14 protein-coding genes are annotated in these 18,722 nt (G+C 38.3%); 6 read left to right on the top strand and 8 right to left on the bottom strand.

From position 1 onward, the window contains the following. Nucleotide 1: 1 nt before the first annotated feature. Both AQF98_RS13915 and AQF98_RS13910 read right to left on the bottom strand, forming a co-directional pair. Nucleotides 2–661, bottom strand: a complete 660-nt coding sequence (locus AQF98_RS13915; protein WP_055132582.1) for a response regulator transcription factor — start codon at nt 659–661, stop codon at nt 2–4. A 91-nt stretch (nt 662–752) separates the two neighbouring features. Beyond that, a complete protein-coding gene (locus AQF98_RS13910; protein WP_055132581.1) occupies nt 753–1,847 on the bottom strand; it encodes a metallophosphoesterase in 1,095 nt (364 codons plus the stop codon). A 135-nt stretch (nt 1,848–1,982) separates the two neighbouring features. Between AQF98_RS13910 and AQF98_RS13905 the strand changes: the two genes are divergently transcribed. Then, the gene (locus AQF98_RS13905) at nt 1,983–3,278 is read left to right on the top strand and encodes an NRAMP family divalent metal transporter (RefSeq protein WP_055132580.1); all 1,296 of its coding nucleotides are present in this window, start codon (nt 1,983–1,985) and stop codon (nt 3,276–3,278) included. A gap of 33 nt (nt 3,279–3,311) precedes the next feature. On the opposite strand, the gene AQF98_RS13900 is transcribed toward AQF98_RS13905, so the two are convergent. After that, entirely contained in the window at nt 3,312–3,548 is a 237-nt protein-coding gene (locus AQF98_RS13900; protein ID WP_055132579.1) for a hypothetical protein, read from the bottom strand. Nucleotides 3,549–3,759: 211 nt separating this feature from the next. Between AQF98_RS13900 and AQF98_RS13895 the strand changes: the two genes are divergently transcribed. From AQF98_RS13895 to AQF98_RS13885, 3 genes are all read left to right on the top strand, one after another. After that, nucleotides 3,760–4,065 carry a hypothetical protein gene (locus AQF98_RS13895; protein ID WP_055132578.1) on the top strand — a complete coding sequence of 102 codons (306 nt, stop codon included), beginning with the start codon at nt 3,760–3,762 and terminating at the stop codon, nt 4,063–4,065. Nucleotides 4,066–4,067: 2 nt separating this feature from the next. Next, nucleotides 4,068–4,772 carry a DUF2931 family protein gene (locus AQF98_RS13890; RefSeq protein ID WP_055132577.1) on the top strand — a complete coding sequence of 235 codons (705 nt, stop codon included), beginning with the start codon at nt 4,068–4,070 and terminating at the stop codon, nt 4,770–4,772. Nucleotides 4,773–5,119: 347 nt separating this feature from the next. Beyond that, the gene (locus tag AQF98_RS13885) at nt 5,120–5,350 is read left to right on the top strand and encodes a DUF4287 domain-containing protein (RefSeq protein ID WP_055132576.1); all 231 of its coding nucleotides are present in this window, start codon (nt 5,120–5,122) and stop codon (nt 5,348–5,350) included. 108 nt (nt 5,351–5,458) lie between these two features. Here AQF98_RS13885 and AQF98_RS13880 read toward each other — a convergent pair whose 3' ends face one another. The 5 genes from AQF98_RS13880 to AQF98_RS13860 form a co-directional block, all read right to left on the bottom strand. Continuing rightward, on the bottom strand, nt 5,459–6,802 hold the full coding sequence (locus AQF98_RS13880; RefSeq protein WP_055132575.1) for an alpha/beta fold hydrolase: 1,344 nt from the start codon (nt 6,800–6,802) through the stop codon (nt 5,459–5,461). A gap of 441 nt (nt 6,803–7,243) precedes the next feature. Then, a complete protein-coding gene (locus AQF98_RS13875) occupies nt 7,244–7,948 on the bottom strand; it encodes a DUF4397 domain-containing protein (RefSeq protein ID WP_161805872.1) in 705 nt (234 codons plus the stop codon). A gap of 560 nt (nt 7,949–8,508) precedes the next feature. Beyond that, nucleotides 8,509–11,043, bottom strand: a complete 2,535-nt coding sequence (locus tag AQF98_RS13870) for a Plug and carboxypeptidase regulatory-like domain-containing protein (RefSeq protein ID WP_055132573.1) — start codon at nt 11,041–11,043, stop codon at nt 8,509–8,511. Nucleotides 11,044–11,230: 187 nt separating this feature from the next. Further along, nucleotides 11,231–13,024, bottom strand: coding sequence for a tetratricopeptide repeat-containing sensor histidine kinase (locus AQF98_RS13865; RefSeq protein WP_055132572.1), 1,794 nt, complete (start codon nt 13,022–13,024; stop codon nt 11,231–11,233). A gap of 350 nt (nt 13,025–13,374) precedes the next feature. Next, nucleotides 13,375–14,070 (bottom strand): LytTR family DNA-binding domain-containing protein, encoded by a 696-nt coding sequence (locus tag AQF98_RS13860; protein WP_055132571.1) that lies wholly within the window; start codon nt 14,068–14,070, stop codon nt 13,375–13,377. Between the two features lie 270 nt (nt 14,071–14,340). Here AQF98_RS13860 and AQF98_RS13855 point away from each other — a divergent pair, with 270 nt between their 5' ends. Both AQF98_RS13855 and AQF98_RS13850 read left to right on the top strand, forming a co-directional pair. After that, a complete protein-coding gene (locus AQF98_RS13855; protein WP_055132570.1) occupies nt 14,341–14,601 on the top strand; it encodes a hypothetical protein in 261 nt (86 codons plus the stop codon). A gap of 213 nt (nt 14,602–14,814) precedes the next feature. Further along, on the top strand, nt 14,815–18,722 hold a 3,908-nt coding region (locus AQF98_RS13850; protein WP_152969720.1), incomplete at its 3' end, for an S-layer family protein.

Raw genomic sequence — 18,722 nt, 5'->3', positions numbered from 1 at the left:
CTCAATTATTCGCTTCAGTGATGTTCCAAAGTCTAAATTTATCAATCAGCTGAACAATGTTATCTACATTCAATTTTTCAAAAATTCTGTTTTTGTAAGTACTTACCGTAGACATCTGTAGCTTTAATGCACTAGAGATTTCTGTAATACCATGTCCATATATTAACATCTGTGCAACTTCAAATTCTCTATTGGATAAAATGTCTATCGGATTTTGGTCTTCATTGTTATTGTTAAGCAAATTATTAATTAAACTGTCTTTAACAGTTTTGCTCATGTAAGTACCACCATTTAAAACACTTTGAAGCGCTAATTTAACATCGCTATTCGAATTTTGCTTATAGAGGTATCCTTTGGCTCCTGCCTGCAAATATCTTAAAGCATACAAACTTTCATCGTAAGCAGAAAAAATCAAAACCTTTATTCCTTTTTGTTTTTTTTCCAATATCTCCAACATCTGGATATTATTGCCACCCGGAATATTGATATCTAAAACCACCAGATCCAACTCATTTTTTTCTACTACATCTAATGCATCAGTAAAACTACCCACCTGAGAAACTTGTGCCCATGGCAACAGTTCTTTAATCAATAACATTACACCATATCTAACTACATCATGATCATCAGCAATAAGAATATGTTTAGGAGAGTTGTTCATTTATCGTTAATAGTTTGGATGATGGTAAATATACAACATCCCCGGTATTTAAAAATTTGTTTTTTCTAATAAGAAAGAAACATTTTTGTCACTAATCATTATTTTTCAGTTCTGTTTTCAAACCCTTATCATCTATTTTATACCAAACTCCTTTTTCAAAAAGAGCAGCTTCATGTTTTCCAGCATGTTGATTTACATCTAAACCTAAAACTTTGCCATTATAATAAAATCCAACATTGCCCGGAACTATGGTATGGCCTACAACAATTCGCTTCACCCCAAATATAGAAAGCGTTGCATTTACCTCTTCTTCTGTTGCTTTTGGTTCTACAAAGTATCCTCTATACCAAAACAAAGAGGTTTTACTGTTAAAAAAGCTGGCTATAGTTGGGTCTGCCTCTCCTACAGAAGCTAAGCGTTTCGCCTTATCGTAATATGGTCTACATTTGTCGTTAATTTGAGCTATAGGCATTGCAAGTGTATTAATTTGGGGTGCAATACCTGCATGTGCACAAAGGTTATCACCAATTTTCTCTATAATATTTTTGGTTCTTAACCATCTACCCAATTCTGTATCGGCTGCAAAAAAATCGGTGTAGGTAAGCCCTACTATCTTTGCCATTTCTAAATATCTAGGGTCAACATAGCGAATATCGCCACTTAAATTCATAATATCGTGGTTACCCAAAATGGTATGTACATAACCACCTGCAGCCTTTGCATCTTGTTCTAACTTATACAATAGCCAAAGCACTTCGGTTACCTCTTTCCCCCTATCAAAAAGATCTCCACAGATAATCAGCTTCCCAGTACCAAATTTCCAATTGTATTTTTGGTCAATTACACCATTTGCCAACAATAAGGCCCTAAAGCCTGTAAATTCTCCTTCCACATCAGAAATGAACAGCATCTTATCTGCACCTTTAGCAACTGAAGGTTCAATGGCCAATGTCTTTTTCAATGGAACCGAAAAATCCCATTCCGGATGCTGGGCAAATTTAACCTTCACCACAGTTTTATTTTGGGCATCAACAGTATCAACAACAGACTTACCATTTACAACAGACTGTAATATGGTTTTTCCATTGCGGTAAAATACGTGTGGCGTTTCATTCAGATTGCTACTTTGCGCAAAAACAGCTAAAAAAAAGAAAAGGCTTAACAAACACAATAAAAAAAATTTCATCTATAAATCTAATTAAATAACATGGTCAACCACTTTGGTCAATACAAAGCATAAACAACATTTGCCCTGTATCAACCTGAAAAACAATTTGATATTGACAAATATATCTTAACTTGTTATCTAAAACCAATTTATATGGCACAAAAGGTGAAGTCGAAATTTAGGATGCGGAAAATTCGAAAATTTTTCAGCCTTTTGGGGCCTGGACTTACTACAGGTGCGGCTGATGATGATCCTTCTGGTATCGCCACCTACTCGCAAACTGGTGCCCAATTTGGTTATGGCCAACTATGGACCGCCTTGTATATGCTCCCCTTTATGACAGCTGTACAAGAAGCTTGTGCAAGAATTGGTTTAGTTACCGGTAAAGGTATTGCAGCTGTGGTTAAAGAACATTATAACAGTAAAGTGTTATATGCTGTGGTGGGCCTTGTGGTAGTAGCCAACACCATAAATATAGGTGCAGATATTGGTGCAATGGCCGCAGCAGCCCAGTTATTGGTACCTGTCCATTTTGTGGTGCTTACCCTCTTTTTTACCATCGGCATTCTTCTTTTAGAAATTTTTACAAGTTATAGGATCTATTCTAGAATTCTTAAATGGTTGGCATTGGCGTTATTGGCCTATCCCATTACCGCATTTATGATCGACCAACCATGGCCTACTGTATTAAGAGCTACAGTAGTGCCCCACTTTGAATTTTCGTTTGCCTTTTTATTTATCATAACTGGTGTATTTGGCACTACCATTACCCCTTACATGTTTTTCTGGCAAGCCTCTCAAGAAGTAGAAGAAGAGAATGCAAAAGGACTAATGAGAGCAGGCAAGCCCAGAATTGGCTGGCCACACATTCATGCCATGCGCAAAGACAATAATGTGGGTATGGTTGTTTCTGAATTTACCACTTGGTGCATTCTTTTGGTGGGTGCTACAGTACTGCACAATAGTGGAATAACCGATGTAAAAAATGCAGCCGATGCGGCTAAGGCATTAGAGCCATTGGTTCACTCTTTTCCAAATTCAGGTTATTTGGCTAAACTTATCTTTTCTGTGGGTATTATCGGACTTGGACTTTTGGCGGTACCCGTATTATCTGGTTCGGCAGCTTATGCCGTTGCTGAGGCCTTTAGTTGGAATGCCAGTTTGAGTATCAAAATTAGAAAGGCTCATGGTTTTTATGGTGTTATTATTATTGCCACACTGGTAGGTCTCTTAATTAATTTTATTGGCATAGACCCAGTAAAAGCATTGGTTTATACCGCGGTAATTAATGGTATTGCAGCAGTACCTTTATTATTTCTAATTGTAAAAATAGCCTCTAGCGATAAGATAATGGGCGAGTACAAAAGTGGATGGTTATCTAAAACATTATTATGGGCTACGTTTGCAATTATGGGTGCAGCGGCAATTGCTCTGTTTTTTACCATTTAGTAAATGATGGTTTTCTTCACTTTAAGCATAATTTCAAGGATGAGTTTGGGTACATGCTTGTAAACTGAGGTAAGATTTGATCTCTTCTTCGCCTATCATATCTAACAGTTCGGTAATGCCATAATAACCAATAGCAGCAATAATATCGATATGGTTCAATAGTTCGTCTGTTTTAACGCTACCCTTTGCCAATAGCATAGGCAGTGAGCTTAAATCCATATCAACTTCAGACAACGGATTTCCTTTAATGATGATATTTTTTCTAGACATGGCGGTATTACATAAGATGAAATCTATGAACAAAATTAACTGCAGATCGAATCAGATAAAATACTGTATAGTTAGAAAGGCAAAAGCGCTAGACGAATTAGTAAATATTGTCTTTGAAAAATAAAGCACATTAACATAATTGCTAATTCATGCTATAAAATGGCTATTTTGTGGTGCTCGTTAAACCCAAAGCAACTAAAAATTAAAGCCAATGGATAACCAACAAGAAACCTGGAAACAAAAAAACAGCCATATTTCTATACTGCTTATTGCCATTAATAGCATCCTGTTATTGGTTTTTGTAAATATAGGTTATGCTTCAGAAAACCAACAAATGTTAAACATCATTTATCTGGCGGTGGGTTTTACTATTCTTTTAGCTGGTTATGCTTTTAGTTACCATGGCAAAGGCTATAGATTGGGCAAATGGTTATTTGGCATTGCTTTATTGGTTTGCTTAACATTAGCTGGCTTGTTGTGGTATGTTACCGAATTGGGCAAAGCATTTTCGCATTAATAATGAAGTTAAATTTTATCAATAAAGCCTATATCGCACTAGCCCTTGTTTTAGGTATAGCCATTTCAATTAAAATAATTACCTATAAAAGCTGGGAGCGATATTATTATTTCTCGAGTGTTACTGCACCGCCAAGTTATCCCATAGCCATAAGAAATAGCTATTTCATCTTGCCATTTGACGATGATGCCACAATCAATACCGAAAATGTGAGGGCATTTAATACCACATGGGGCGATGAATATAATTTTGCAGAAACCCATCAAGCATTACGTTTACCAGAAAAACTGGTTATCGAATATGTTTCCTATCGCGACAAGAAATTCTATAAAGACACGCTAAGCTTACCTACAGCCCAGATTAAACAATTATTTATTGCTGCTACCAAACAAAACCAATTAGAAGAACTATATAGTCCTCGGGGCGATCAAAAAGGTCTGAGATTTTTAATTGGAATTGCCAACAATGGAAACATTTTAGTGTGGTTGCGTGGCGCTAAATTGGAAAAATTGATACTCAAGACCAAGCTGCAAGCTTATGAGCCTAGCCGAGACGATACCTATTACGAAAAGCCCCTACCAAAAGAACTCTATTTTAAAAAGGTATTCGAGCAGTTACCAGATAGTATTAAATTGAAAATAGCCAAAGGTTGGGACAAACACGCCAACTATGCAGACAGTACAACCAATTATCTGAAGGCAAAATGATGCTTACAAGTTTCGATTTATATTTATCATTTCGCACTTAATTAATTAACTTCGCTTAAAAAATATACATTATGGGACCTCAATCAACTCAAGGCTTAATATTATTAGTTACGTTAGCATCTGTTTGCGCTGTGATCTTAATCGCTGCATTTTCTTTAACTTTTTTCAGAAAAGCCGACACTTCTGATAAAAAACACTAAGCTTTTTATGCATCTTACTGGTGGTTGTTATTTGAGAGTACCTACTTTCCAATACAGCCACTCTTTTAGTTGCTGTTAGCTGCAAAATAGTCGGCAATATTTGCACATCTATTGCTGAACTCCATAAACTTAAATCCATATATTTTTATGTCTTTTCAAGCCTATCTTAAAACAATTAAAGAGAAAACTGCCTTAGGTCCTGCCGAGTTCAGAAAAAAAGCAGAAGAAAAGGGTTTTACAGAAAATGGAAATTTAAAAGCCACTGTTAAAGCTGGTGATATTGTGGCTTGGTTAAAAGAAGAGTATCAATTGGGCCATGGGCATGCAATGGCTATTTATGCCTTATTAAAAGGAATTAAAGACGAGAACAGTCTATAAGTTGGGCAAGCAAATAAAAAAGCTCCCATTGAATTAATAGGAGCTTCGATTTTAAAATCTTTAGCTAAGAATTTCCAAAAAATAAATCAGCAGTTTAAGTCAATTCTACTACTTCCCTTCAAAAAATTTAGAGATCGTTTCGTTAAATTCTCTTACCACCTCAACAGGTGCGTAGTGTGATGCACCTTTAAAAATTACCAATTGCGATTTCGGGATTCCTGCTGCAATTGATTTGGTATGGCTTTCTAAAATCATATCCGTTTCGCCCGCCATTACCAATGTTGGCGCTTTAATTTTTTTAATGTCTGCAAAAGTTAAATGAGGTTCGTTCAATAACATGGTAAACAACCTCACTTGCATTTTAGAAGCTTCGTCTGTACGTGGTTGGAGTTGAGCTATTGCAGTTCTTAATTGCGCCCATACAGCTTCTGGCAACGCTTCGGTACCCGTAAAAAGATTAGCTCCCATAATGGCTAATTTATTCACATATTGTGGATACTTTACGGCCATAATCAATCCCGTGTTCCCTCCATCGCTCCAGCCTAAAATATTGGCCTTTTTAATGTGGAGCGAGTCCATCAATTGTTTCATATCTTCTGCAAACAGATCGTAACTTAAGGGCCCAGTAGAAAAATCCTTACTTTTGCCCTGCCCACGCGTATCTACAGCAATTACCTTGTATTTTTTCTCAAAATGAGGAATTTGTTTCAAATAAGCATAAATCATCTGACCATTGCCGTGCAACAACAGCAAAGGCTCTCCACTACCATAAGTTTCGTAATAAAGATCAACATCTTTCAATTTTACCCGACCAGAAGCTGCAGTATTGTCGCCAAATTTGGCACGCTTTGGCGGATTAGGATCATAATCTGGATCCACTTTCGCCTCGCTCAGGTCTTTATCATCCAAAAGCAGTTGCAGATCATCTACCCATAATTTACCCGGACCATTTAAAGTAAGTCCTACCATAATGGTTTGTGCATCGGGTGGCAAAAATGCTTTTACACTATAGAGTTGCCAATCTCTAGTACCACTGATCTTTTGTGCTTGCAGTGTTTTATATTGCAGGGGCTGGTTGTTTACATCGTTAACCTTTAAAACAAGGCCCTGCAAATTCACTACATCCTGAAATTTAAGGTAAGCTTTAAACTCAATCACTTTTCCAATGTACTTTGCTGGAATAGTTTTTACCACGCTGGCAAAAGCCTTGGCATCGGCTGTTGTTGTATTTTCGATCAACAAGGCTTGGTTGCCACCATGTTTTTCATCGCCTGCAATACTTGCCTTATAAGTTGTGGCAACATCGGCTCTGGTCCAGCCCTCTGGCAGTTGTCCTATAGCCCCCTTTTCGAAGCCAAAATTGAAGTTCGTATTTGCAGTTTGAGCATTGCTTTGTGCCAATAGCTTACTGCTGATAAACAATGTGATAAGGATGGGAGAAATTTTGATCATGTTGATAAGGATTTATACTAAGTTATCTCTTGTACAGCCTATACCAAATTAATTAACAGATTTTAACGCTTAGTAAGCTTGTTTAAACCAGCTCCATTATACAATTCAAAGCATAAAAAAAGCAGTACCAGAAAACTGATACTGCTTTTTAGTATTCCTAACTAACGTAATACATTTACATACAAACGCGGTCTAGAACCAGATCATTTTCTCTGAACATTCTTATAGGGTTCTGACGCTTCGCGGACAAACTTTTTTCCTATAGATGAAAAAAGTATGCAAAAAAATCCACGGCTGCGCCCAGTGCTTTAAAGATTGTGCTAAGGCAAAAAAATTGCTGACCGCACTGGCCAAGGCCGAATTTATGTAAATGAAAAGACAATACTTAGGCCCTACAACCATTCAAATAGCAATCTGTTTAACCTAAGTTTAAGTTGATTACTAATTGGTCATGGCTTCTATGCCAAGTTTTACAGCATCGGCAGCTGCCGGATCTTTAAGCCCTCTGGCCCAAATGGTATAAATTTTTCCTTTTTCTATAGTAAATTTGGTAAGGGTGGCCAATACCTCTGTTTTTCCATTTTCTTTAATCTCAAAACCTAGCGCTCCCGGATCTATGTTTACAAAAGCAGAAACTTGCTTAAATGTTTTATTGGTTACAACAGCATCTGTTTTACCTACTACATACAAATCTAATGCAGGCGCATCGGGGCTTAAGTTGGCAAAACGGATCTTGGCCTTTTCTGCTGTTGGACTCGTAAGATCGTCTTCTACCAAAATTACGGCAGTTTTTGGCGATTTATCTGCAAAGATTAAGGTATATGTACCAGAAGATTTTACGTTAGCAGAAATTTTATCCAAAACTTCGGTAACATCTTTCTTTTTAAAACTAAACTCTACAGTGCCTGGCGTAACACTTAAGTTTTTTACAACGCTATTGTAGTTCAATGCTGAAGTGGTAGATTTGGTACCATTTAAAAATAGAGAGAGTTCGGTAGCTCCTGGAGAGGAGATCATTAGGTTTACTTTTGCCGATGGTGTTGTTCCGCCATCTTTATCTTTTTTACAAGCTACCAGCAGTAAAGCTGTGAGCACCAATAGACCTAAAGTTTTAGAGATTTGTACTAGGGACTGTTTTCTTTTCATGGATTTTGTTTTTAATTGTTTCATGTGTTTTAAGTTATACCAGCCCAAACGCAGCAAGCCCAGCAATTGTAACATTTTAACAGTTATTTAACATATTGGCAGGTATTATGCCTGTTTTAAACATGAAGAAATTAAGGCAATTTGTAATAGCTAAGGTGTGGTCTAAGTAGCAGAAACTATAGACTAAGTAACAAGAAGTATAGGCTAAGTAGTAAGAAGTATAGTCTCAGTAGCAGAAAGTATAGTCTCAGTAGCAAGAAGTATAGACTAAGTAGCAGGAAGTATAGTCTCAGTAGCAAGAAGTATAGGCTAAGTAGCAGAAACTATAGACTAAGTAGCAGAAAGTATAGTCTAAGTAGCAGAAAGTATAGACTAAGTAACAAAGCACTTCACCAAGCTCAGTGTAACAAATGATTAAACAAACCCATGTCTGTCAGTCTGAGCCTTTCGAAGACCAATTAGTAACAACACCCCCACAAACTCAGTGAAACAATAGGAATAGTTACAAGAAGTTTTTTGGTGTTTCCCTTATTACCTTAATTTCTTAATGTTAAAAAAATCTAATTTATCTTTAATGTAGTTACTTTCATCCCAATATTCCCCTGCATATCGGTGCCTTCAATCCAAACGGTGTAGGTTCCTTTTCTATCTGCAGTAAAAAATGATGTTTTAGCTTCCCCTTTTTCATTTGTTACCAAATTGGGTACCCAATAAATGGTAGAACGTAGATCTGGCTTTTGGTCAGTTTTTGTAACCGAATTGTATTTAGGACTATAGAAAACCTTCAAATCGCCGTATGTTGGTGGTTTATACATGTAAACATTTGCACGTTTTTTTAAAAATGGCCCAGAACCACTTTTGGTAGTAATTTCTAAATAAGAGAGAAAATCGCCACTACTGCTAGAAGTAACTGAACCAAAAACAGCATCGTAATTTGCAGTATTGTAAAGGCTAGTCATTATTTCTATACCAGTTACATCTTCTGCATTGTAACGGGTTAGGTAATCTTTTATAAATTTATAATGATCGTCTCTAACCGGCATCGCTTCATAAAAATAATCAACATCCAAACCATCAATAATAAATTTTACCCGGTTGTTTTTAATAAAAAACTCATTGCTTTCGCTTCTTCTAGGTATTTTATAATTAAAGCCTGCAACCCTTTCAAAAAGGATATCATAGAGTGTTTTTTTACCCATTTGCTCCAATTCCTCTTCACTTATCACTTGGTCTGCTTCGCCAGCCTTGTTCAAGGTTTTAGAGCCTTTTACGGTCTTTTTACCAATCACTGTTACTTCCTTTAAACTAATGCCCTCTCGTTTATACACTTGTTGCTTTGTAGCAATAAAGTTTTGGATGATTGTATCTGGTTTAACTGTATTTAAAACCACAGCATCTTTTAAAGGAGCAGACACTGGGGCATTAGCCAACTCATTAACGGTAACCCCCAAGGTACCCGATTTACCTTTTGCATTGAGTGCCTGCACTACCAAAGTTGCACTATCTAAGGCCGGAAATTTATCAAACACAAATTCGCCTTTCTGGTTGGCAACTGTTTGCAACATGAGCATTTTACCTCGGTTTCTGCCTACTATTGAAACCTGGGCCATGTTAATTGGTTTATTGGTCAAGTTTTTTACCGATCCTCTAATAGAGAAATCAATTTCTGCATTAAACTGTGGCTTTTGCTGAGGAGCCAAACTGTAACTTACCCAAGCTTGGGTCAATAACAAAGCTTCTAGCTCTTTGTGCTTTTGTTCATTAAACTGATGAAAATACGAACCAGGATTTTCAATCTCGCCCTTTAACTCTGCATTTAACAAAAGGTATGATAGGATATTGGCATTGTTGATACTGTCTTTGCTTACCTGGCTATCGTCTGTAATGGCCATAGAAAACGACCCCACAATTGGATTGCCAGCCACATCTGTAACTTTTAAAGCCATAGGCACACTATCTCTACGGGTGTAGTTTTTTTTGCTAAAATTAGCATCGATATTAAGCTGATCACCATGGTTAATGAAAAAGCTTCTTTCGTTTAATGGTCGGTGTTTGATATCAGTAACTATAATTTGGCTAATGCCAGTTGGAAAAATGTTTTTGGGCAGCACTAAGGTTTTAGAGCTGCTATTCGCTTTCATTTTAACCACAAAACAAAGCAGGTCTCTCGATTGTCCGAGTATCAATAACTCTTGACCAACCAAGTTAGATTGAACTTTAATGGTAATCGAATCTGCAGCGAATGTATTGATCAGCTGTAAAGAGGTGCCTGTTGTGAGTACTTTTGGAAGAATTATGTTCTTTAAACCTATAGGATTTTTTACTATGGCCGTGTAGGTTTCGCCAGCTTTTGGAACCATGGTAAAATAGCCCATCCCCTTTTCTCCTGCCGAAAAAGAAGCCACTTTTTGCTGTTTCGAATCAACAATATCACCTGCAATTGAAAAACCCATCCCATTGGTGTTGATGGCTTTGAAACCCATCACCTGTGTTTGATCTGCAATCCATGTACCACCCTCTGGTAAAAACTGAAGATCTATGGCTGCCGATTTATTACTTTGCGCCACAGCAGTTTTGGTTGATGGGGTATTTGTGTTCTTTTGCGCTACAGTTGCAGTTTTTTCTGGAGTAGTAGTTGCCAAATCGACGATTTTGATTTCTTTTTTAAAGAAATACCGATCTCCAAAATTCCGCATCCAATTGGTATAGGCCCTAAAGGTATAAGTACCCGCACTATAGTTGACATTATCTAATACAAAACCTCCCCAAGTAAGTCCTGCCCCAGTTGGCAAACAAATGCTTTTTACAATATGGCCTTTGGCATCAATCATTTCAAAATAAATCAGCCCACTATATTTTGCGGCACTTTTTAATGTTCCATCAAAAAGATAGGCCTTAAACCAAACGGTATCTAATGGAGCATAGTTCGTTTTATCTAGGTGCACCGCTATTCGCTCTCTAGGTGTGGCCTTATACACGCTATCGTAAGCGGCTATTACTTTTACCTTATCCGGATCTTGTTGTCCATAAGCTAGACTAAAACATGAAAAAAATAATAGAAAAACTAAAAGAGATTTTTTGAGGCCTGAGGTCATAACTAAATGGTTAGTGTGTTAACGCAAAATACAAATTTACCTGCTGATAACAAAACCAATAGCTATACCTAATTTCTGGGTTGATACTATAAATCTATATTTCAGAACTAGCTCCTATTTGAATAAGAACAAACAAAAATGGGATAGGTAAACAACCTCGATTTATACCACCAAATGGGTTTTGTGCTTAGTCAATTGGCAGCTCCACAAAAAATGTACTGCCTTTGCCTACCTCACTTTCTAGCCAGATACTGCCACCATGTGCCTCTACAATTTGTTTAGTAATTGCTAACCCCAGTCCAAATGGTTGCTCTCCAGAAGTACCTCTCCTTTTGGCATCCGTAAAAATATCAAAGATTTTTTCTCTCAATGCTTCGGGCACCCCAATACCATAGTCTTTAACCATTACCTGGGCAAACTCTTCATTTACTTTAAACAATTTGATGTCGATCTGTGCACCTGCGGGACTAAACTTAATGGCATTAACAATCAGATTACTCATTACCCGCCATAATTTTTCTCGGTTCGCGGCTAAAACAATTTCTTCTAGGTCTATATTAATTTTTTGTTGCTTTTCTGCTACCTTAAACTTCAACAAGTTTACACAATGGTTAATTAAGGTGTGCATTTCAATTGGCTCCTTTAACAAGTTTTCGAGTTTCGTGTTCATGTTCAACAAGTCGTTGGTCATTTCTAGCGAGTTAATGCTCGAAGTTTCCAATAGTTTGAGCAATTCCGAATCACCAGGCTCCAATTTTTCATTTTTAAGCAAAATAGATGTGATACTAATCGCAGCAGCCATGGGGCTCCTCAAGTCGTGCACAATAACTTTCATAATCCTGGTATTTTCTTCCTGGCTTTGTTCGAGTGCAGTGAGGGCTTCGTGTAAATCGGCGTTCTGATCTAGTATAATTGTATTTAATGATTTCAACCGTTGCCTATTTTGCCATACCAAAAACAGCACGCAAATGGCCATTGCCGAAAAAGCAATAAAGACTATGATATAAATCTTTTTTGTTTTATTTTCTTGGGTAAGTAAAGCTAATTTATACTGTTGGTCATGAGCCTTAAAAGCCATGCTCATATCAGTTATTTTTAAATTTTTATTTATTTTTTCTAACGAATCGTGAAGTTTATAGTACTGCTGCAAAAATACGTAAGCCTGAGATTTCATTTTTAGTTTATCGGCATATTGCCATTGCAGTTCGTAAAGCCTCAATTTGCTATTGGTTGGCATTTGCATTTCAGGCTTCTTTTGTTCAAGTATTTGCTGAAGTTGTGCCAATAACACAGCAGCAGCTTTAAAATTAGAAATACGGATGTACAAATCTGCTAGTTTAAGTTTTGCGGTCTGTGCATCTGTAGGGTCAAAACCTAGCCTATCATTAATAGCAATACTCAATTTCAGGTACCTTTCTGCTACTTTATAGTTATTCAGTTTAGCATAAGCACCACCCATATTGCCATAGATCACCCCAAGTGCGGTTTGCCAAAACACTGCATTTTGTGGGCGCTTCAAAGCAATAGAATCTATAAAACTCACTGTTTTCTGATAATAATTAATAGCTTCTTCAAATTTGCCAGCTTTCTCATAACAAAGTGCTAGTGTATTTAGGTAGGCCTGCCTTGATAGGTTTACCCTGGCCAAGTCTTCCGGGCTCTTACAAGTTTCGCTTTCGGCAATAGCCTGTTTAATATAAGGTATAGCCTCGAGGTAGCGTTCTTGTAGGTATCGGGCCATCCCAAATCGATAAGTATATTCATAATAGTTGCACTGATCTAAATTTTTCAGTGCAAACTGTCTTGCATCATAATAATATTTAAATGCCTGATCATAACTTTTTTTGGCCGTTAACTGATCTCCTCTGGCAAAAATGGCAGCTACATATTCAGTTCTGTACTGTTTTTCCTTTCCTTTAAGTACCAATAGCATACTGTCTACCACTAAGTTTGCTTTCGCGGTATCTCTTTCAACACTCATGTAATAACCCACCTTTATTCGATATTTTTCAAATAATTCTTTAGTATTTGGGGTTTTAAGAGTGTTATATGTCGAATCAAGAAGTTTTATTGCTTTTCTACTTTGTCCATAGGTAGCTAAACTATCAACCTTGAGGAGTACTTGCTGGACTTTATTTGAAAGGCGAGTATTGTTTTTGGTAGGAGATGTATTACATGCTGAACAGAGAAACAGGCACAATACCAATATTAAGTGGTACTTACTTGGATATTTGATCAAAAAATGGCTCAGCATAAACTTTTCTTAATGAGTTTGATAAAACCAAGTTAGTTAATTTATAAAAAATACTATGATGAGCTCAGATTATAAGCTTATAAAAATTGCATTTTTTTATTCAAATCGGCCCGGTAAGCATCAGAAACAGAAATGAGGTGTTTATTGATTACCAGAGTCTTTCCTTCTACGGTATCGATCTTACTCACATTGATGATAAAAGACCGATGCACGCGTAAAAATGTATCTTGAGGTAGCTTTTGTTCGATATTTTTTAAGGAAGAATGGATCGAATATTCTCGATCAACCATACTGATCTTTACATAATCGCCTGTAGCCTCAAAATACTGAATATCCTTGATCTTGAGCCGACGTACCACATTCGAATCGCGGATAAATGCAAATTCGTTAATTTGGTCATTAAGGGTCAATCCTTTACTTTTTATAATTTCTTTTGCTTTTTCTATGGCTTTTAAAAGCCTAGCAGCCGAGATGGGTTTCAACAGAAAGTCTACTACATTCAATTCAAATGCTTCGGCAGCATATCCGTTTACAGAGGTGGTAAAAATAATTAAAGGATGCTGGTCTCCTAAAATTTTAGCCAACTCAATACCACTCATTCCTGGCATTTTAATATCCAGAAATATGAGATCTATTTGTTGGCTCATGATCTGCTGATGTGCTTCAAATGCATCTGCACACTCGCCAACTAGGGTTAAAGTAGTATCTAAATCGAGTAATCTTTTAAGTACAGTTCTAAAAATTTCTTGGTCATCAACAATTAAACAGTTCATGCTATGGCGTTTGCAGAGCCAATTTAGACAATATCTCTTTAAACAACGAATAGGTTTAGTTTTTTGAACAAAAAAGTATTGTTAAACCCTTTAAAAAGGCGATTTAAAATTCATGGAGCCATTTTATTTGTTTATGGAGCAAGAATGCCCTTTTACCTATAGCCTATTCTTTGGCCTTTACAGCTAGCCTAGATTTGTTCAATATTTAATGCCATGATGCTGGCCAGATAGCTCAAAAACCTTGTTTCTAAACTAATTAAATGAAGAGAAATGGAAAATGATCAAACCCCTGTAAAAATGATTGTAAAAGCTATAGAAGCATATTATAACGGCAAGCAGCTGCAACAGATTTGCGAAGAGCACGAAATTGAACAAGAAGTATTCCACAATTGGCTGCTAGAATATAAACACTTGGCTATAGAAATTATGGAGCTCAGAATAGAAAATGAAAGACTGAGGAAGATCTATGTCGATTTGAGCCTTAAACACCAGTCTTTAAGCAAAGATCAAGATCCTTTAACTAAAGTTTAAGCTACATATCCTAAACACCCAAACAATAGTATCAATTCATGAAATTTTTAGCCCATTTTTTTAACCCTCTACAATTTCGAACCATTGCTATTTTCTCAAAGCAAACAATGCTTTCTAATCTATCTGGCCTTATCCAAAAAAGACCATTGCATCAATTAAAATAACCATTCCCGTCAATTCTCACTAAGTCGTTGTATACCACTAACCAATATCATGAAAAAATTTTACGCCCTACCGATACTTAGTTTCTTAAATTACTTTATACCTGCACTAAAAAAAAGCTGCAGGCTACCATTTATTTTATTACCATTAATGCTAGTACTGGCTAGTGGCCTTGTAACAAACACAGCTAAGGCACAATGCCCAAATACCACTACAGATACCGATGGTGATGGTATTCCCGATTACCTTGACCTAGACGACGATAATGATGGTATTTTGGATGTGAACGAGGGCACGAAATCGGTTTTTAACTATACTGGTGCACAACAAACAGCTACAGCACCAGCCCATGCCATTGGTATGCGGGTGAAGATATGGGGAGCAGGTGGAGCACATGAGATTATTATGAAAAATGTACCTGCTGGTATTGGTGGTTATACCTACGCAGAGTTTGGTAGCACAGTTGTAACACCAAACGCCAAATTTGCTGTAGTGGTAGGTGCAGGTGGAGGTAGGAACGGAAGAGTTACTACAGTAGCTGGCGGACAAGGTGTAGCAGTAGGCCTGTATGGCTTTGGTGGTGCTGGCCAGCACGATCAAGGTGGCGGTTTGGGGGGAATTTTTACAGGTGTGGGCACAGTAGCCAACGATTTGGCCAGCCGTAACCGTGCCTTGGCTATAGCTGGCGGCGGCGGTGGTATGGACCATAACGGAGAATGTGGCGCTAATACTGCCTATAGCACAGGATTTAATGGCAATACCCCTACCTCTGGTACTGGTGTTAATGCAGTAGTAATGACAGGCACTACTAATTATCAAGTAGATGGCACCGGCGGTTGTGTTGGTCAATATCCAGAGATTTTTACATCGGCTGGTGGTGGGGGCTTTAACGGTGGTGGTGGGCTCAGTACCGGTTCCTCACAGGGCGCATATTCTTGTATTACCAGCGGAATTGGTCCTTTTAGTGGTAATGGAGGTTCTGGCTTTGTTGCTACTACAGCATTATGTAATAGCATAGAGTATATTGTTAATCAACTCTTAGGTGCTGCGCCCCCTACACTATCTCCACCTAATACAAACGATGTAGATTATGGCAATGGCATTAATGGTATACCTGTAGGTACAGCAGGTACGACTAACTCTACCACCTGTAATGGTGTTATTGGTGCTGGCACTTATGGTGCGGGGGGCGATGCCTTAGTGGTAATTTACTGGATTATTGATACTGACGGTGATGGTATATCAGATGATAAAGATACAGATAGCGATGCCGATGGTTGCCCCGATGCCATTGAGGGTGATGGAACATTTAAATGGTCTAATATTAATAGTAATAACCAACTTACTGGTACAATTGGTACCAATGGTGTACCAAACATAGCAGGAGCTGGTCAAGCCGGGGGCTCATGGCGGAATAATGCTATACAAGACGTAGATTGTATAAAAGCAATTAATCCCGATCTTAATTCTGGCTTTACTAGTCAGACGCTTAGTGGCAACTTACATACTAATAATGATGTGCCGGTAGGCACTACATACGGCACAGCGGTAGTGCCTGTTGGCATTACCAATCCTGGCACAGAAATACCCGTTGTTAATACAGATGGTACTTATACTTTTATTGGGGCTACACTTGGTGTATATACTTTTAATGTGCCCGTATGCCCACCAGGAATAGCTACCAACTGTCCCATTAATAAGCTAACCATAACTTTGGCTACGATAAATACCACGCAAATTAATGTCAATTGTTTTGGTAGTTCAACTGGTAATGCAACAGCTACTGCCTCTGGTGGTACTGCTCCCTATAGCTACTCATGGAATACTGTACCTGTCCAAAATACGGCTACGGCTACAGGTTTAGTAGCTGGCACTTATACTGTTACAGTAACTGATGCAGGAGGCAATATAGGTAGTCGTGTAGTAACTATTACGCAACCAACAGTAGCCCTAAGTGCCAGTTATACCACTACCAATGTAAGCTGCTTTAATGGCAGTAACGGAGCTATAGATTTAAGCGTAACTGGAGGTACTGCACCTTATGCCTATGCTTGGACAATAAATGGTGGTAGTGCGATTATTCGATTTACAGAGGATTTGACTGGTATTGCAGCAGGTAGCTATAGTGTAACCATTACCGATGCCAATAACTGTACTACTACGCAAACTGTAAACATTACACAGCCTGCTAATCCTATTGGCGTAGTAGTTACCTCTCAACCCGTACACTGCCCTGGCGAAAGCAATGGTATTATTGATTTAACAAGTTTATCTGGGGGTACAGCACCTTATACCTTTGCTTGGACAGCGAGCAATGGTGGTGTAATACCACCTGGACAAGCTACCAACCAGAATTTAACCGGTCTTACCCAAGGCAATTATAGCGTAACGATAACTGACAGTAATGGTTGTACTGGTCAGTTTAACATCCCGGTTAACCAATTCAATGCGGCACCATTTGCGACGCCAAATATAAGATCGGTAGTTGAGGATACTCCGATCAATGTAAGCACTAGTGCACCAGCCAGTCCAAATAATCTATTAACAAACGATTCTGATAGCAGTCCCAGCGACAAAGCAGCCTTAATCATCACTGGATTTACTATAGCTGGCGAGGCAGGTTCGCCTCTGCATGCGGTAGCCAATCCTTATCTCATTGCAAATGTTGGTACCATTACCATTAATGCCAATGGCAGTTATGCTTTTTCGCCAGTGCTCAATTACAATGGCAACGTTCCAATCATCACTTATACAATTGCAGACCCTTGCGGTGCAACATCATCAAGTACACTTACGATTATTTTAGATGCAGTAAACGATGCACCAGCACTCAATACCCCTTCTTTTAATGTGCAAGAAGACACACCAAAAGCTTATGTAGTACCTGCCATTTTAAGCGATGTAGATGGCGGAATGGGCAATTTTACTTTTACGATGAGTATTCCTGCAGGTAAGGGAACCTTTGCTGCTAGCTCTACTGCTGGCGTAACAGTTACTAACTCGGGTACCAATGCAGTTACGTTTGAAGGAACAATAGCCGATATCAATGCCTTTTTTGCTAATGCAGCAACGGCACCTGTATTTACTCAAGGAGATCCAGATGTAAATACCACTACATGTGGCATTCCAATTATTGTACTAACTAATACAGTAAGTGATAATGGCAATACCGGAACTGGTGGAGCAAAAACTGATTTGCAGACAAGGCAAATTGCCATTTCTCCTGTAATCGATATTGTGGCTGATAATGTAACTACTTGTCAGAACATTCCCAGCACTTTTAATGTGATTACAGGCAACAATACCCGTAACAATGCCAATAATGCAAATGGTGCAGATAATTTTGAAACTACCCCAGCCGCTACCGTAACCCTTACAGCAATTAATGGCGCTGTAGTTAGCAACCCAATTGCTATTTCTGGTGGCCAGTTAAATGTAAATGCCACTGGCGATATTACCTTTACACCAACTGCTGGTTTTTCAGGATCAACAAACTTTACTTATACCGTTACTCCCGGTGTAGGTTGCCCTGAAACGGCAAGCGTAACCATTAATGTTATTGCAGCGCCAGCCACTCCAGCCGTTAATGTTACGCAGCCTACTTGTACAGTAGCCACGGGCATAATCGAAATAACCGCACCGTTAAGCGCAAATTTCGAATACAGTAAAGATGGTGGCTTAACGTTTCAAGCCTCCGCAACATTTAATAATGTAAGCCCTGGCACCTATCAGATAGTGGCAAGAAATACGGCTACACAATGTACTTCGGTGGCATCTGCATCGGTAACGGTCAACGCACAGCCTGCAACACCGGCACAACCAACATTGGGTGCAGTTGCCCAACCTACCTGTGCTACGGCAACTGGAAGCTTTGCCATCACCAATTATGACCCTGCCTACACCTATACCGTTAGCCCTTCAATCGGGGTAACCATAACAGGAAACACCATTACCGCACC

The organism is Pedobacter sp. Hv1 (assembly GCF_001412215.1).
Classification (GTDB): Bacteria; Bacteroidota; Bacteroidia; order Sphingobacteriales; family Sphingobacteriaceae; genus Pedobacter.
This window is presented reverse-complemented; position numbering and strand designations above follow the sequence as displayed.